The sequence below is a fragment of the Aeromonas molluscorum 848 genome, from assembly GCF_000388115.1.
GTDB lineage: Bacteria > Pseudomonadota > Gammaproteobacteria > Enterobacterales > Aeromonadaceae > Aeromonas > Aeromonas molluscorum.
Map to the genome: position 1 here is coordinate 1 of NZ_AQGQ01000086.1, position 16,607 is coordinate 16,607.

Here is a 16,607-nt window from a genome sequence, read left to right on the forward strand (position 1 = left end):
GGCATGCGCATCATCCTGGATGCCGTGGTCAACCACACCTCGACCAGCACCCTGGTTCTGTCCGCCTCAGGGGCCATGGGCAATCCTGACTCGGCGTTTCGCAAGTTCTATACCTTCGATGAGGAGGGGGACTATGTGAGCTGGAAGGGGATCCGCAGCCTGCCCAAGCTGGATTTTGCAAGCGAGCAGGTGCAGGACGCCGTCTACCGCGCCGAGGACGCCATCTTGCGCTACTGGATGCGCCCCCCGTATCAGATAGATGGCTGGCGCTTCGACGTCATTCACATGCTGGGGGAGCGCGGCACCGCCGAGGGCAACCCCGGCCATGTACGCGCGATCCGCCATACCCTCAAGCAGGAGAATCTCGACGCCTATGTGCTCGGTGAGCACTTCTTCGAGGCGAGCCAGTGGCTGCAAGGGGATCAGGAGGATGGCGCCATGAACTACTACGGCTTCGCCCACCCGATCCGTGCCTTTCTGGCCGGGCAAGATATCGCCTATCACCCCATCAAGATCAGCGCCGCCGAGCTGGACACCTGGCTCAAACTGGCCCGGGCCCATGTCCCCTTCAAGAACCAGCTCGCCCAGTTCAACCTGCTGGACAGCCATGACACAGCGCGCTTCCTGCATCTGCTCGGCGAGGACAGGTCGCGCATGATGCTGGCCGCCACCCTGCTGCTCACCTACATTGGCACGCCCAGCATTTACTATGGCGACGAGGTGGGACTGTCCGGGGGCAATGACCCCGACTGCCGCCGCTGCTTCCCCTGGGACAGCACGACCTGGGACCATGTGCTGCATGAGCACTACCGCCGCCTGACCCAGATCCGCCGTCAGCGTCCCTCCCTGCGCCGGGGCGACATCCAGACCCTGTATGCGGGTGCCCACAGTTATGTATTCGCCCGAACCCTGCAAAGCGATCAGGTAGTGGTCGCCTGCAACCGTCATCCGAGCGAGCCGCGCACCATCAGCCTGCCCCTGTGGCAGACGGCCAGCCCGGCCAGCCGCTTCACCGATGCCTTCAACGGCGACAAGTTCGAGGTGGTAAAAGGCCAGTTGCAACTGACCATACCGGCCAGCTCGGCCCGGGTACTGCTCTCCAGCTAGTCGCCGTGCTGGCCGAGCGCGCATCAACGGGACGCGACTGACCCGCGCTTGTGACAGATACCATAAAAAAACCGGAGCTCGGGCTCCGGTTTTCTATGGTGTGCGGCTCAATAGTTGATGCTGACGTAACTCACCTCGGGGACCTGCCACTCCTGCTTGAGGAAGACTGTCAGTACGAAGAAGAAGTTGGCGAGCAAGTTGGCGAAGCGCGGCAAGATAGGATCGTACGAGACACCGCTCTCTTCCAGACGTACCAGCAAACGCACCACCTTCTTGCTGGCGCAGCGACACAGATGCAGAGCCGGGATCGGCTGGGGGCCTCGGGGCAGCACAAAACCGGTCACCCGGCCGCGGCTGGCCTCGTTGTAGAGATCATACCGCTCCTTGAGCCAGGCCATGTCCTCCTCGAAGATGCCGAGTCTGCCGCGCACCGAACCGTTGAGGTTGTAGATAAGCCGCTGCAGCTTGTCCAGATCCGCGAACACGGCGGCCTCCCCTTCGCTAGGCGCTACGGGCAACATGGCCATGACGCCCCCGACCTGGCAGCAGAGTTCGTCGGTGGCTATCTCGTAGTCGCACTGGAACTGGGTCTCGTAGATGAAGGGGTAACAGAGCTCGCGGATGTCTTTCGGGCGCTTGTGGCTGCGTTGACGCGCAGGTTGCCGCTCTGAAGGGGCAGCACTCGGCTCATCGTGGGCCGGGTTGGATTCGGACTGCTGGTCCATGGCATTCTCACTCACGGGAAAAGTCGCAGTGTGCCAGCCCGGCGCCCCCCAGGCAAACCGCGGCGCCCTGGCCAGCCACTTTGCTCTCAGTTCACCCCAGAACGGCCAGCTCGACTCACGCCGTGCCGAGTAACCGATAGGCATTGAGCAAGCGCTGGTTGGTGTCGATGAAGCTGGCACCCTGACTGGCATCGTCCCCGCGCGCAGCCAGCACGGTCGGCGTCAGCGCCTGCTGCTGACGCTCCGGCAACAGGGCATCGGCCTGCTGCTGCCAGCCCGCCAGCCGGGGCAAATAGTCGGCCAGGGGAGCCAGACTCTGCTGCAGGGCACTGCTGCCCTGATAACTCTGACTCAATCTGCTCGACTGCTTGAGGCGCAGGGAATAAGCCACCAGCTGGCTGTCATCCAATCCAGGCAATTGGGCCGGCTCCAGACTCTGACCCAGCTTGCCGTTGAAGAAGCTGTCCGCCAGCGAGTCGAGTCCCTTGACCAGATCGCCGATGGCGGCAAGTTCGCCATCCCCCAGATCGCCCTCGAGGGAGAAGCTGAAGTTCTGGCTCAACTTGAGGCTGAACTGGCTGGCATTGCCCTGCTCCTGGGACTTGAGCTGCCAGCTGTCGTTGAAGCGCAGCATCACCTTGTCCCCCTCCTTGGTCTCTATCTCCAGGGTACCCTGCTGGCGATTGGCCATCTCGGCCGCCTTCCGATCCACGTCAGAGACCTGGCCGAAGAACTGCTGCTCGAACTGATCCAGGCCGTCCTGGATCAGCTTGTAGCTCTGATCGATACCTGTCTTGATATCTTCGTTGTCGGTCGCCTTGTCACCCAGCTGCTTGCGGGCATCGGCAAAGCCCATGTTCACCCCCTTGCGAGCCTGAGCCATCATGTCGGCAAGCGCCTCGTCCGATTTGCCATCGGCCCGCGCCGCGCCAAGCCGGCCGGTCACGAATTGCAGCACGTTGTCGGCCACCGCCTGAAAGTCGAACAGGGTCTCGGGGGTGATCTCTTTTACCGGCTCGACCTTGGGTGCCTGGTATCCCTTGCCGTTGACCTGAAGATGGAACTGCAACGCCTGCTGCACCAGTCCCTGTGCCCAGCGCGGCGCCCGGTTCAGGATCACCTCGTCATCACTGAGCCTGCTGCTGGCCTCGCTCGCAGGGGCATCGGCCAAACCGGCCTTGCCATGACGCGCCTCATCGGTGCGCACCTCGCCACTCATCCGTCTGGGCTGACCCGCCCCCATGCCATCAATCTGCATCATGACTTCCTCATACATTCCCCGTTAGCAGCTTATCGGCCAGGGCGACCACTTCTTGACCAAAAAAACGCGCACTCCCCCAACTTGCCGATCCCTCGCCCACCGGACAGGCTCACCGGTCATTTTGCGACCATAGCGTCGCGCTCCCCGCAGCGATCCCCTCCTTCATCCTGTGGAATAAACTGACCGGCTACTTATTGACCATAAAAAACTGGACAATCTGCGGCTGACTTTTAAAAATCAGGCCCCTTTGGGTGGTCCTGTGCCCCCCACCGCTTTCTGCCCGGCCCCATCGGCCGCATCTCGAGGTATGTCATGACCCAATCCGAGCGAACCCCGGCTGCTTATCAGGCCCAGTTAGAGGCCAAGGCCCAGCGCCTGCAGACCCTGTTTGCCGGCTTCACCCCTCCGGCCCTCGAGGTCTATGCCTCCCCGGCCGAGCACTACCGGATGCGGGCCGAGTTTCGCCTCTGGCATGAAGAGGATGACCTCTACCATGTGATGTTCGATCAAGAGAGCCGCGAACGCATCCGGGTCGATCAGTTCCCGGCCGCCAGCGCCCTGATCAACAAGGTGATGCAGCCCCTACTCGAGGGTCTGCGTCCGGTCAAGGCGCTGCGCTTCAAGCTGTTCCAGATAGACTACCTCTCGACCCTCTCCGGTCAGCTCTGCATCAGCCTGCTCTATCACCGTCGTCTCGACGAGCACTGGCAGGTCGCCGCAGAGGGGCTGCGCGCCAGCTTGCAGGAGCAGGGCTTTGACGTGCGCATCATAGGTCGGGCCCACAAGCAGAAGGTCTGCCTGGGTGAAGAGTTCGTGGTCGAGACCCTGAAGGTGCAGGGTCGGGAGTTCATCTACCAGCAGGTGGAAAACAGCTTCACCCAGCCCAACGCCGAGATTAACCAGCTGATGCTGGATTGGGCCCAGGACGTGACCCGGAGCAGCGAAGGGGACTTGCTGGAGCTCTATTGCGGCAACGGCAACTTCTCCATCGCCCTGGCCCAGAACTTCCGCAAGGTACTGGCCACCGAGATAGCCAAACCTAGCGTGGCCTCTGCCCAGTTCAACATCGCCGCCAACGGCGTGGACAACCTCATCATACTGCGCATGTCCGCCGAGGAGTTCACCATGGCGATGCGTGGCGAGCGTACGTTCAATCGCCTGGAGGGCATAGATCTCGGCGCCTACCAGTGCAACACCATCTTCGTCGATCCCCCCCGCGCCGGGCTGGATGACGCCACGGTCAAGCTGGTGCAGGAGTACGACAACATCCTCTACATCTCTTGCAATCCGGATACCTTGATCGACAACATGCGGGCCCTGGGCGAGACCCATGAGGTAGCCCGCCTCGCCCTGTTCGATCAGTTCCCCTGGACCCATCATATGGAAGCGGGCGTCTACCTGCGCCGCAAAGCCGGGTAAGTCGGGGACGAAAGCCATCCTGACAACAGGGCCTGCAGGCCCTGTTTGCTTGTCCATCCCGCCACAGCGCCCTGACATGACCTCAGGGCCATGTCGCTTCGACGCCGTCCTAGGCCGGATCCGTCACAGATAACAGCGAACCCTTATCCGTGTCCGGGCACTGCCTCGCACCGGCGCAATCAAGCAGGGTCTGTTTACCCCGGCTGATTAGTTATCCCTCTGCACTTCCCCATCGAAATGGCTATGCTGGCGGCAGACCCCAGTACCCCTGTCGGGAAGGCCAGTTCGCCATGCCACGCATCCTGTTTGTTGAAGACGATCCCGAAATAGGCCAGCTCATCAGCAACTGGCTGGGCCGCCACGATATCGAGGTTCTGCTGGAAAGCCGGGGCGATCTGGCGCTGGCCAGAGCCCTGGCCGAGCGGCCGGATCTGGTGCTGCTCGACATCATGCTGCCGGGCCAGGACGGTCTCTCCCTGTGCCGGGACCTGCGGCCACGCTTTAGCGGTCCCATCGTCATGCTCACCTCCCTCGACAGCGACATGAACCAGATCCTCAGCCTGGAGCTGGGGGCCAACGACTACATCCTCAAGACCACGCCGCCCCCCGTGTTGCTGGCCCGGTTGCGGGTCCAGTTCCGCCAGCAAGGGCAACTGTCACCCGTGGCCGCGCCCAGCACGCCGCCCCAGCGCCTGCAATTCGGCCGCCTGCGCATCGATGGCCCGGGCCGGGATGTGCGCCTCGATGGCAGCAGCATCCCGCTCTCCACCAGCGACTTCGATCTCCTGTGGGAGCTGGCCTGTCATGCGGGCCAGATCCAGGGGCGGGAGGCGCTGTTTCGCAACCTGCGCAGTCGCGACTACGATGGCCAGGACCGCAGCATGGACGTCGCCATCTCGCGCCTGCGTCGCAAGCTCGGCGATGACCCCCATAATCCGACCCGGATAAAGACGGTGCGCCAGAAGGGCTATCTGCTGGTGCCCCACGCCTGGGAATGATCAGCCAGCGAATGATGTTGCTGCTCTCTGCCCCCTTCTCCCCTGACGGGAGCAGGGTTAGCGACGAGGGGGCGAAGACGCAACGCCCGGACGCAATCCAGCCAAGAAGAGGGATCCCATGCGCCGTCTGTTTATCCAGTTCTACCTGCTGCTGGTCGGCTGTTTCACCCTGGCCATACTGCTGATCGGCCTGGTCTATCAGGTCAGTGCCGAACGGGCGGGTGACCGCTATCTGGAGCGAATGATGCAGGGCAGCCTCGGCCTGCTCACCGGCGAGCTGGCGCGCCTGCCACCGGCGCACTGGCCGGCGCGCATGGCGGAGCAGAGCCGTCAGCTCAACCTGCCCCTGCAGATCGGCGCCCTCGCCAACCAGCCCCTGGCCCGGGAGGATCAGGCCTTCCTCGCAGCGGGCAACATTGTCATCGTCGAGGAGGATGACACCTTCTTGCAGCGCATCCGGGGCACCGATCAGGTACTGATCGTCGGCCCCGTGCCCTATCTCTCCTATCTGCACGAGCTGCACTGGGTCGATGTGGGCCTGCTGCTGGCCATAGGTCTCTCCCTCGGGCTGCCCATACTGCTCTGGCTGCGCCCGCACTGGCGCGGCCTGCAACGGCTCGAGCAGACCGCCCGCCGGGTCGGGGACGGAGATCTCTCCAGCCGCACCGGATTGCCCCCCGGCAGCAGTCTGGGGCAAGTCGGCCGCACCTTCGATCAGATGACGGAGCAGCTGCAGGCCATGCTGGCCAGCCGCAAACAGCTGACCGATGCCATCGCCCACGAACTGCGCACCCCGCTGGTCAGGCTGCGTTACCGGCTCGCCATGCTGGATCCACAACCGCATGAAGAAGAGCGGCAGGGGCTGGAGCGCGACCTGGGGGCGCTGGATGCCCTCATCGAGGAGATGCTCACCTATGCCAGGCTCGATCGTCCCGAACTGCCCCTGCAATGCAGCGATGTCGAGCTGGGTGACTGGGCACAGAGCCGCCTCGCTGACTGGCAGGCACTCAGGCCGGAGAAGCGGCTAGAACGCCTTGTCCCCGGGGCGCGCTTGCCCTGGCGTGGTGATGTCCGGCTGCTGGACAGGGCGCTGGAGAACCTCGTCGGCAACGCCCTGCGTCATGCCGGCAGTCGGGTGACTCTGCGCATGGAACTGCAACAAGCTCACTATCTGCTCACGGTGAGCGATGATGGCCCCGGCATAGATCCTGCCCTGGCACCCCAGATCTTCGAGCCTTTCGTGCGACTGGATCAGAGCCGGGATCGCCGTACCGGCGGGGCCGGACTCGGGCTTGCCATAGTGCGCCGCATCGCCCGCCACCACGGTGGCGAGGTGGCGTTGCTGCCCAGTGCCAAGGGCGCCAGCTTCTGCCTCAAACTGCCCGTACATTTGGATACAAACCGTCACCAGCCACTCACTGAAGCAGATCATGAACAGCCCTAGGATGAAGTCATGGAGAAGAACTCCATAGCATCAACCCGAACGAGGAACTGGAATATGAAAAAGCTGATCCCCCTGACTCTGGCCGCTGTCTTCGCCCTGACCTCCGGCTTCACCATGGCTGCCACCCCGACCAAAGCCGCCGCCCCTCATGCGACCCAAACCAAGGTGGTGAAAAAGCATCACAAGACAGCCCACACCTCCGTCGCCCCTGCCAAGGTCAAACCCGCGGCAGTGGCCCCCAAGGCCTGATAGCAACGGTTCGGCTTTACCTTAAACAAGAAGGGGCCCCATCACGGGGCCCCTTCTGTTATTTCCAACCTGGAAACCTGGACTCAATCCAGCATGTAGTCAACCGGCAGCGCGATGCGGGCCACACCGGAGGCAACGGCCGCCAGGGCCACGGCGCGGGCCACCTTGGGCAGCAGACGGGCATCCATCGGCTTGGGAATGACGTACTCCTTGCCGAAGGTCAGCGCGCTCACGCCAGCGGCGGTCAGCACCTCGGCCGGTACCGGCTCCTTGGCCAGCGCGCGAATGGCCTCCACCGCGGCAATCTTCATGGCATCGTTGATACGGCTGGACCGCACGTCCAGCGCGCCCCGGAAGATGAAGGGGAAGCAGAGTACGTTGTTGATCTGGTTAGGATAATCCGAGCGCCCCGTCCCCATGATGATGTCATCACGCACCGAGTGGGCCAGGGACGGCTTGATCTCGGGATCCGGGTTGGAGCAGGCGAAGATCACCGGACGCGGCGCCATCAGGGCGACCGCCTCGGCGGGCAGCACGTCCGGGCCGGAGACACCGACAAACACATCAGCCCCTTCAATCACATCCATCAGGGTGCGCAGAGGCGTGTCGTTGGCGAAGCGCTGCTTGTACTGGTTCAAGTCGGTGCGACCGCTGTGGATCACCCCTTGGCGATCCAGCATGAAGATGTTTTGTGGCGCAGCACCGCACTTGATCAGCAACTCCATGCAGGCGGTGGCGGCGGCTCCCGCCCCCATGCAGACAATGCGGCTCTGTTCGATGCGTTTGCCCTGCACTTCCAGTGCGTTGAGCAGACCGGCGGCGGTGACGATGGCGGTGCCATGCTGGTCATCGTGGAACACGGGGATGTCGCAGCGCGCGATCAGCGCCTGCTCTATCTCGAAGCACTCGGGCGCCTTGATGTCTTCCAGGTTGATGCCACCAAAGGTATCGGCGATGGCCGCCACCGTGTCGATGAACTGCTGGCAGGTTTCGTGCTTGACCTCGATATCGATGGCATCGATCCCGGCGAAGCGCTTGAACAGCAAGGCCTTGCCCTCCATCACCGGCTTGGAGGCGAGCGGGCCCAGATTGCCCAGCCCCAGGATGGCGGTGCCGTTGGAGATGACGGCGACCAGATTTCCCTTGCCGGTATAGCGATAGGCATCGTCCGGATTCGCGGCTATCTCGCGCACCGGCTCGGCCACGCCCGGGCTGTAGGCCAGCGCCAGATCCCGCGCGGTCTCGGCCGGTTTGGTGAGAGCGATGGCAATTTTGCCAGGCACAGGTTGAGCGTGATAATCGAGCGCTTGCTGACGCAGATCGGACATGGGGACCCCGAGGCAATAGATGGATAAATAGAGAAAGAGTGACTCGCGCTGGGCGAGGGGCTCGGATCATAAAGAAAAGCCCGGGGCTTTCCCAGCAGAAAATATCGCCAACATGCTGTTAAGCCCCGACTCAACAGCAAACCATGCTAACTAAAACTACCCATTTAGTCGTAGATGTGGTTTCAGTCCATCACGGGGATACCGACCACCTCTTCTGCCTGACGTGCCAGCGCCTCCGTCATCCCCTGGAAGATGAACAGGTGGAAGGGCAGCATGGCCAGCCAGTAGGCCAGCCCCCAGGCACCCTGAGGGTGCCAGTGCGCCGCGACCGTCAGCCGGGTCAAGCCGGAGGGTTCAGGGGTGATACTGAACTCGAGCCGCCCCACGCCTGGCGCCTTCATGTTGAACAGCAACGCCAGCCTGCTCCCCTCTTCCACGCCGATGATCTGCCAGGAATCGAGCATGTCTCCCTTCACGAAACGGTCGGGGTTGGTGCGCCCACGGGTCAGGGCCGGGCCGCCGATGGCCGCATCCATCCACTCCCGAATGGCCCAGAGGCTATTCATGTAGAAGTAACGCTGCTCTCCTCCCAGTCCTTGCAGCACCTGCCAGAGCGCCTCAGGGGGAGCCAGAGAGAGAGCGGTGCCACTGGCTACCCTGTCATAGAAGCCGTATTCGGGATGGCGCCAGCGCAGTCCCAGAGGCGTCTCCTCCCCTTGCTGCTCGGCACCCAGCTTCTGCTCCAGCGCCAGACTCTCGGTCAGCGCCTCATCGAAGCTGAGCAGCGTCTGGGGCAGCAAGGCCCGCAGGGGGCCATCATCGGCCGGAATATCATGCTTGAGGCCACCCACCAGGGCCTTGGCCACTGGTTGCGGCACCGAGGTGGCGAACTGCAGCCACCAGGCGGAGAGCCGGGGGGTCAGCAAGGGGATGGGGATGATGGGACAGCGCTTGCCGATATGAGCGGCAAACTTCTGCAACTGCTGCTGGTAGCTGAGCAGTTCCGGACCCACGGCGTTGAGCACCTCGCCATCGACCCCCTCGGCCTCCACCAGACCGCCGAGGTAGTGGAGCAGGTTGGAGAGGGCGATGGGTGGTGTGCGGGAGCGCACCCATTTGGGCGTCACCATCATCGGCAGATTGAACACCAGATCCCGCATCACTTCGAAGGCGGCGGAGCCGGGCCCTATGATGATGCCGGAACGCAGCTCCACCGTCGGCACCCCGGAGGCACGAAACAGCTCGCCACAGTGGCGGCGGGAGTTGAGGTGGCGACTGTTGCACTGTTCGGGCTGGATGGCGCCCAGATAGATGATGCGGCGCACCCCGGCGGCGCGGGCGGCAGCGGCGAAATTCTTCACCCCCTGCTGCTCCAGGCGATGGAAGTTGGCACCTGCTCCCATGGCATGCACCAGATAGAAGACGGTATCCACCCCGACCAGGGCCTCAGGCAGGCTATCGGGCTTGAGCACATCGGCCAGACGGAACTCGACTCCGGCAGGCAGGCGGCAGGGACGGCGGGCCCCGGCGATCACCCTGTACCCCACCCCCTGCAGATAGGGCACCAAATGAGATCCGATATAACCGGCCGCTCCCATCACCAGACAACTTCTCATCCCGACACTCCTTGCTCTCAACCAGCCCCATCATGACCCTTGCCATGATCCGCCCCCACCATAGGGCAATCCGGTCCAATACAGAACGCCGGGCAACAAAAAAGGCGCCCTATGGGCGCCCTTTTCAGGATTCTTCAGAAGTAAGATTACTTCTTGGCAGTCAGACCACCGAAACGCTTGTTGAACTTGTCTACGCGGCCGCCGCTAGAAACTTCTTTCTGCTTGCCGGTGTAGAACGGGTGGCAAGCGGAACATACGTCCAGGCTCAGATCTTTACCCAGGGTAGAGAAGGTATTGATGATGTTACCGCAAGAACACTTGGCGGTGATGGCGACGTACTCAGGATGGATATTAGCTTTCATGGACAACCTCAATTATCAGGCCGTGTCGCCATCCGATCTTCTGTCGGACACCACACGATTGTTGAACACAGTTTCAAAGGCTGCGAATAATATAGGAAATGCCTGATAGCAGGCAAGTGGCTTCGCAGAAAAAATAGGCAACCTTTGGTGGATTCATCGCAAACGCTTGATCTGGTTCGTGTCGCAGTGCCGGTTCCTCTTCGCCGTCATTTCGATTATCTCTCTCCCCTGCCCCTGCCAGCGCCCGGCTGTCGGGTCGAGATACCGTTCGGCCCACAGACCCTGGTCGGGCTGGTGGTCGGCCATCCGACCGACAGCCAGGTACCGCGCGCGAAACTCAAGCCCATTAAACGGGTGCTCGACGGCGAGCCGGTGTTGGGGCCGGACATACTGGCGCTGATGGCCTGGAGCGCCAGCTACTACCAGCACCCTCTGGGAGAGGTGCTGCCCCATGCTCTGCCGGTGCTGGTGCGCAAGGGGGAACCTGCCGCCTATCGGGAGCTGGAGTTCTGGTTTGCCACGCCAGCTGGGATGGATATGGACCTCAACGAGCTAAAGCGGGCCGCCAAGCAGCAACAGGCCCTCGCTTTACTGCGCAAGGGGCCACAGACCCCCGCCGCCCTCAGGCTTGACGAGATCCAGAGCGCGGCCCTCACCGCCCTGGAGAAAAAGGGGCTGCTGGAAAAACGCAGCCTGGAGCCGAGCCACAACGCGGACTGGGCAACCCATTTTGACGCGGGGGAAGGGCTGCGCCTCAACGGCGAGCAGGCGCTGGCGGTATCTACCGTCACCAGTCAGAGCGACCAGTTCGGTGCCTTCCTGCTGGACGGCATCACCGGCTCAGGCAAGACAGAGGTGTACCTGAGCATCCTCGAGCCCCTGCTCCGTGCGGGCAAGCAGGCATTGGTGATGGTGCCCGAAATCGGCCTCACCCCGCAGACCATCAACCGCTTCCGTCGCCGCTTCAAGGTACCGGTAGTGGCGATGAACTCCGCCATGAACGATCGGGAGCGGCTCGATGCCTGGCTCGCCTGCCGCGACGGCGGCGCCGCCATCCTGATCGGCACCCGCTCCGCGGTGTTCACCCCGTTCAAGAACCTCGGCATCATCATCATTGACGAGGAGCACGACGGCTCCTTCAAGCAGCAGGACGGTTTTCGCTATCACGCCCGGGATCTGGCGGTGATGCGGGCCCATCGCGCGGGCATTCCCATCCTGCTTGGCTCCGCCACCCCGTCGCTTGAGACGCTGCACAATGCCAGAACCGGCAAGTATCACCACCTCAGCCTGACGCGGCGCGCCGGCAACGCCCAGACCGCCCGCCAGGTGATCCTGGACATCAAGAGCGTGCGGCTGCAGGCCGGGCTCTCCCCCCAACTGGAGCAACTGATGGCGGAACACCTGGTGGCGGGCAATCAGGTGATGCTGTTTCTCAACCGCCGTGGCTATGCTCCGTCTCTTATCTGCCACCAGTGCGGCTGGAGCGCCGCCTGCGAGCGCTGCGACGCTTGGTACACCTGGCATCAGGCCGGGCGGCGCCTGCACTGCCACCACTGCGACAGCGTGCGCCCGCTGCCTCACAGCTGCCCCGAGTGCGGCAGCAAGGAGCTGATTGGCTCGGGGGTCGGTACCGAGCAGCTGGAGCAGCTGCTCACCACCGTATTCCCCCAATACCCCGTAGTGCGCATCGACAGAGACAACACCCGCCGTAAAGGCGAGCTGGAGACCCACCTCGGCGACATCAAGGCGGGCAAGTACAAGATATTGATCGGCACCCAGATGCTGGCCAAGGGCCACCACTTCCCGGACGTAACCCTCGTGGGCCTGCTGGATGTGGATGGCGCCCTGTTTTCCGCCGATTTTCGCGCCGCCGAGAAGCTGGCTCAGCTCTACACCCAGGTGGCGGGCCGGGCCGGACGCGCCAGCAAACCCGGACTGGTGGTGTTGCAGAGCCACCACCCCGAGCATGCCCTGCTGCAGGATCTGACCCAGAACGGTTACGGCCACTTCGCCGACACGGCGCTGAAAGAGCGGCGCCTGCTGGGGCTGCCGCCCTTCAGCTATCAGGGGCTGTTCCGGGCCGAGGCCAACGGTCGCGACGAGGTGCAGCTGTTTCTCAGCCGTCTGGCCGATACCCTGCGCAGCGCCCGCTATCCCCATGTGCAGGTGCTGGGCCCCATCAGCGGCTTCATGGAGCGCAAGGCGGGCAAATTCCGCATGCAGCTGCTGGTGCAGGGCCCGAACCGGGCTCCCCTGGCACAACTGCTGGATTGGGCGGTCAAAGAGCTCGATGGCTGGCCCGAGAGCAAAAAGGTACGCTGGAGTCTGGACATCGATCCCACCGAACTCAATTGAGCTGGGGTAAGCTGGCCCCGGACCATGGGTTAAATGGCGCTGAGAACACCAGATCCAACCCCATATTGCCGGGAGGAAAGCCGCCCTTGTCATCGGCCATGCTCAAGGGCCCAATGAAAATTTTCCGCCATGAGCCGGGTCAATTGACCCATAACTGACATCTGATGCGTATATAGCTCTCTTTCGAGAACCAGAATCCAGACAAGGAGTCAGAGCGTGATCCCAGCCAGTCTTAGCGTGACCGCCACCGAGCTGCCCGAGCCGACCCGCACCCTGTTGCTGACCGGCCAGGATCCGGAGGTCAAACGCCGTGAAATTCTCACTTACTTCTGTCAGACCTTCGATCTCTACGATAGCTTGTTCGATTGCCTGGCCGACCCCCGCGCCTGGTTCACCAAGGCCATCTCCCTGCGCCATCCGCTGATCTTCTATTACGGTCACACGGCCGCCTTCTTCATCAACAAGCTGCTGGCCGCCAATCTCATCGACCATCGTATCGACGCCAACATAGAGGCCATGGTCGCCATAGGCGTAGACGAGATGAGCTGGGATGACCTGGACGAAAACCATTATGACTGGCCACGGGTGGAGGCGCTACGCGACTACCGTGGCAAGGTGCGGGCCCGGGTCATCGATTTCATCAATCAGATGCCAATCAGCCTGCCCATCGACTGGCACAGTCCGGCCTGGGTGATCCTCATGGGTATAGAGCATGAACGCATCCATCTCGAAACCTCGAGCGTGCTGATCCGCCAGCTCCCACTGGACTGGGTGCGCAGTCAATCCTATTGGCCCTCTTGCCCACAGGCGCGTCACCGCCTGAGTGAGGTACCAGACAATAGCTTGCTGCCGGTAGCCGGGGGCCAGATAACGCTAGGCAAACGCGATGCGACTTATGGCTGGGACAACGAATATGGCTCTCGCAATCTCGACATCGAAGCCTTCCAGGCCAGCCGCCTGCTGGTCAGCAATGGTGAGTATCTTGCCTTCGTGCAGGATGGCGGTTATCAGACGCAGGCATGGTGGGATCAAGAGGGTTGGGGCTGGCGTCAATACGCCGGGGCCCAGATGCCCAGCTTCTGGCTCGGCGAACCAGCAGACCCCGACAGGCTGCGGCTACGACTGATGACTGAAGAAGTTGCCATGCCGTGGGACTGGCCGGTAGAGGTCAACCAGCTGGAGGCTGCCGCCTTCTGTCGCTGGAAATCAGCCCAGACAGGAGTGCCCATCCAGCTCCCGAGCGAGGCGCAGTGGGCGTGGTTACGCGAGCAGTTGGCTGGCGATCAACCCGACTGGCATCAGGCTCCTGGCAATATCAATCTGGCCGGTTTTGCCTCCCCATGTCCGGTAGATATGTTCCCTCAGGGGGAGTTCTGCGATCTGGTCGGCAACGTCTGGCAGTGGACAGGCACCGCCATCGACGGCTTCGAGGGGTTCCAGGTCCATCCTCTCTACGATGATTTCTCCACCCCCACCTTCGACGGCAAGCACACGCTCATCAAGGGGGGGAGCTGGATCTCCACCGGCAACGAGGCGCTCAAATCGGCCCGTTACGCCTTTCGCCGTCACTTCTTCCAGCATGCGGGTTTCCGCTATCTGGTCTCCCGCTATCAGGAACCCGTCATAGTGAACCCTTACGAAACCGACACCCTAGTAGCTCAATATCTGGATTTCCAGTACGGTCCCAGCCACTTTGGCGTGGCCAACTACGCCAAGACCCTGGCCGATATCGCCAGCGAACTGTGTAGCAACCACCAGAGGGCGCTCGACATAGGGTGCGCCACCGGCCGTGCCAGCTTCGAGCTTGCTCGCCATTTCCAGCATGTGGACGGGGTCGATTACTCGGCCCGCTTCATCGATGTAGCCCTCTCCCTGGCAAAACAGGAGAGCTTTCGCTATGCCATGCCTCTGGAAGGGGATCTGGTGCAATATTGTGAAGCCCGCCTCACCGAGCACGATCTCGGCCCAGCCCAGGCTCGGCGTATCCACTTCAGTCAGGGAGATGCCTGCAACCTCAAGCCAAAGTATGACCATTACGATCTGGTGCTCGCCTCCAACCTCATCGATCGACTGCGCGAACCAGCCCGCTTCCTGCGTGACATCTCCCCCAGATTGCGTTCGGGCGGACTGCTGATGCTCACCAGCCCCTACACCTGGCTGGAGGAATATACCCCCAAGGCAAACTGGCTAGGCGGCATACGCGAGAACGGTGAGGCACTCAGCACTCACCAGGCGCTGCAGCGCCTGATGGCGGCAGAATTTGAAGAACTGTGCGAGCCCCGTGACATTCCCTTTGTGATTCGCGAGACAGCCCGTAAGCATCAACACACCCTGGCCCAGCTCACTATCTGGCGCAAGCGCTGATACCCGATGCCGGTTGAATACTTGCCAATAAAAAGCCCTGCTTGAGCAGGGCTTTTCTCAGGCAATTACTGACGGTCCACGGCCACTGACCTAGTGGTTTCACCATCCTGGTAGCGACGCGCGAGCACGGCACATACCATCAGCTGGATCTGGTGGAAGATCATCAGCGGCAACACCATGATGCCGACACTGGCGGCCGGGAACATGACGTTCGCCATCGGAACACCATTCGCCAGACTCTTTTTGGAACCACAAAAGACGATGGTGATCTCGTCTGCCCGGCTGAAACCGAGCCGACGACTGATCCAGATGTTCCAGGTCAGCACCAGCGCCAACAGCAGGCAGCTCAACAACACTATGCTGCCCAAGTCATACCAACCTACCTGATGCCAGATCCCCTGCACCACAGCCTCACTGAAGGCCGTATAGACCACCAACAAGATGGAGCTCTGATCCAACTTGCCGATGAACGGTCGGTGCGCATCAACCCAGGAAGCAATCAAGGGCCGGGAGAGATGGCCCACAGCGAAAGGCAACATCAACTGCATCATGATGGACTGGATGGAGTGCCAGGTGCCCACCTCTGCGCCCTGCACATCGATCATCAGACCGACCAATATCGGGGAGAGGAAGATGCCCAATATGCTGGAAGCCGACGCACTGCACACCGCGGCGGAGACATTGCCTCCCGCCATCGAGGTGAAGGCAATTGCCGATTGCACCGTCGCTGGCAGCGCGCAGAGATAGAGAAAGCCGAGGTAGATAGCCGGACTCACCCACTGGGGAACCAGCGGTGTAAGCAATAGACCCAGTAGCGGGAAAAGCAGAAAAGTGCTGGCCATCACCACCAGATGCAGTCGCCAGTGACCCAGCCCGGCAATGAGGTTCTGGCGTGACAACTTGGCACCATGCATAAAAAACAACAATGCCACCGCCAACTTGGTAAGGGTGCCAAACCAGACAGCCAACTCCCCCTCACAGGGAAAGAAAGAGGCCAGACTCACTACCAGGATGAGCAGGCAGGTAAAGGGATCCAGACGCACAGACAACCTCCATCAGGCTACCTCATCCGAAATGAGGTCAGAAAACCGGGCTCACGCCACGGTGACAGGGATATCAGCTTACCCGGACGGACGTGGATGAGAAAGAGACGGTACGAGCCAGAAGCCAATCGCGTTTTCGAAGCAGAATCTGAAAAGCAAAAAGGCCTCCCGTTTGGGAGGCCTCTTCTAAATAGGTGCCTGACAGTGTCCTACTCTCGCATGGCGAATGCCACACTACCATCGGCGCTACCGCGTTTCACTTCTGAGTTCGGCATGGAATCAGGTGGGTCCACGGCGCTATTGCCGTCAGGCAAAAGCTTTGCAACTAACTTAAAA

General features: G+C 61.9%; 12 protein-coding genes, 1 rRNA gene and 1 pseudogene. 7 read left to right on the top strand and 7 right to left on the bottom strand.

The window, feature by feature from the left end:
• Positions 1-1,107: pseudogene (locus tag G113_RS12300) on the top strand (alpha-amylase family glycosyl hydrolase); the annotation flags it as partial.
• Positions 1,108-1,214: 107 nt separating this feature from the next.
• Here G113_RS12300 and G113_RS12305 read toward each other — a convergent pair.
• Positions 1,215-1,832, bottom strand: coding sequence for a cobalamin adenosyltransferase (locus G113_RS12305; RefSeq protein ID WP_005902744.1), 618 nt, complete (start codon positions 1,830-1,832; stop codon positions 1,215-1,217).
• 115 nt (positions 1,833-1,947) lie between these two features.
• Positions 1,948-3,090 carry a DUF5610 domain-containing protein gene (locus G113_RS12310; protein ID WP_040319185.1) on the bottom strand — a complete coding sequence of 381 codons (1,143 nt, stop codon included), beginning with the start codon at positions 3,088-3,090 and terminating at the stop codon, positions 1,948-1,950.
• A 315-nt stretch (positions 3,091-3,405) separates the two neighbouring features.
• Here G113_RS12310 and trmA point away from each other — a divergent pair, with 315 nt between their 5' ends.
• The 4 genes from trmA to G113_RS12330 all read left to right on the top strand — a co-directional run bounded on the left by trmA (position 3,406) and on the right by G113_RS12330 (position 7,203).
• Positions 3,406-4,512, top strand: coding sequence for a tRNA (uridine(54)-C5)-methyltransferase TrmA (gene trmA, locus G113_RS12315; protein WP_005902748.1), 1,107 nt, complete (start codon positions 3,406-3,408; stop codon positions 4,510-4,512).
• Positions 4,513-4,802: 290 nt separating this feature from the next.
• The gene (rstA, locus tag G113_RS12320; protein WP_005902750.1) at positions 4,803-5,510 is read left to right on the top strand and encodes a two-component system response regulator RstA; all 708 of its coding nucleotides are present in this window, start codon (positions 4,803-4,805) and stop codon (positions 5,508-5,510) included.
• A gap of 118 nt (positions 5,511-5,628) precedes the next feature.
• Entirely contained in the window at positions 5,629-6,954 is a 1,326-nt protein-coding gene (rstB, locus tag G113_RS12325; RefSeq protein WP_005902752.1) for a two-component system sensor histidine kinase RstB, read from the top strand.
• Between the two features lie 54 nt (positions 6,955-7,008).
• Positions 7,009-7,203 (top strand): hypothetical protein, encoded by a 195-nt coding sequence (locus G113_RS12330; protein WP_005902754.1) that lies wholly within the window; start codon positions 7,009-7,011, stop codon positions 7,201-7,203.
• 83 nt (positions 7,204-7,286) lie between these two features.
• On the opposite strand, the gene G113_RS12335 is transcribed toward G113_RS12330, so the two are convergent.
• From G113_RS12335 to rpmE, 3 genes are all read right to left on the bottom strand, one after another.
• Complete coding sequence (locus tag G113_RS12335; RefSeq protein WP_005902756.1) at positions 7,287-8,531, bottom strand: malic enzyme-like NAD(P)-binding protein; 1,245 nt, start codon at positions 8,529-8,531, stop codon at positions 7,287-7,289.
• A 182-nt stretch (positions 8,532-8,713) separates the two neighbouring features.
• On the bottom strand, positions 8,714-10,147 hold the full coding sequence (locus G113_RS12340) for a DUF2867 domain-containing protein (protein WP_005902758.1): 1,434 nt from the start codon (positions 10,145-10,147) through the stop codon (positions 8,714-8,716).
• A gap of 146 nt (positions 10,148-10,293) precedes the next feature.
• Positions 10,294-10,509, bottom strand: a complete 216-nt coding sequence (gene rpmE, locus G113_RS12345; RefSeq protein WP_005902760.1) for a 50S ribosomal protein L31 — start codon at positions 10,507-10,509, stop codon at positions 10,294-10,296.
• Between the two features lie 147 nt (positions 10,510-10,656).
• Between rpmE and priA the strand changes: the two genes are divergently transcribed.
• Together priA and ovoA are read left to right on the top strand one after the other, a co-directional pair.
• On the top strand, positions 10,657-12,864 hold the full coding sequence (priA, locus tag G113_RS12350) for a primosomal protein N' (protein ID WP_040319186.1): 2,208 nt from the start codon (positions 10,657-10,659) through the stop codon (positions 12,862-12,864).
• Positions 12,865-13,080: 216 nt separating this feature from the next.
• A complete protein-coding gene (gene ovoA / locus G113_RS12355; RefSeq protein ID WP_005902764.1) occupies positions 13,081-15,228 on the top strand; it encodes a 5-histidylcysteine sulfoxide synthase in 2,148 nt (715 codons plus the stop codon).
• A gap of 65 nt (positions 15,229-15,293) precedes the next feature.
• Here ovoA and G113_RS12360 read toward each other — a convergent pair whose 3' ends face one another.
• Both G113_RS12360 and rrf read right to left on the bottom strand, forming a co-directional pair.
• Positions 15,294-16,271 carry a bile acid:sodium symporter family protein gene (locus tag G113_RS12360; RefSeq protein ID WP_005902766.1) on the bottom strand — a complete coding sequence of 326 codons (978 nt, stop codon included), beginning with the start codon at positions 16,269-16,271 and terminating at the stop codon, positions 15,294-15,296.
• Between the two features lie 196 nt (positions 16,272-16,467).
• Positions 16,468-16,582 (bottom strand): 5S ribosomal RNA (gene rrf / locus G113_RS12365).
• Positions 16,583-16,607: the final 25 nt, after the last annotated feature.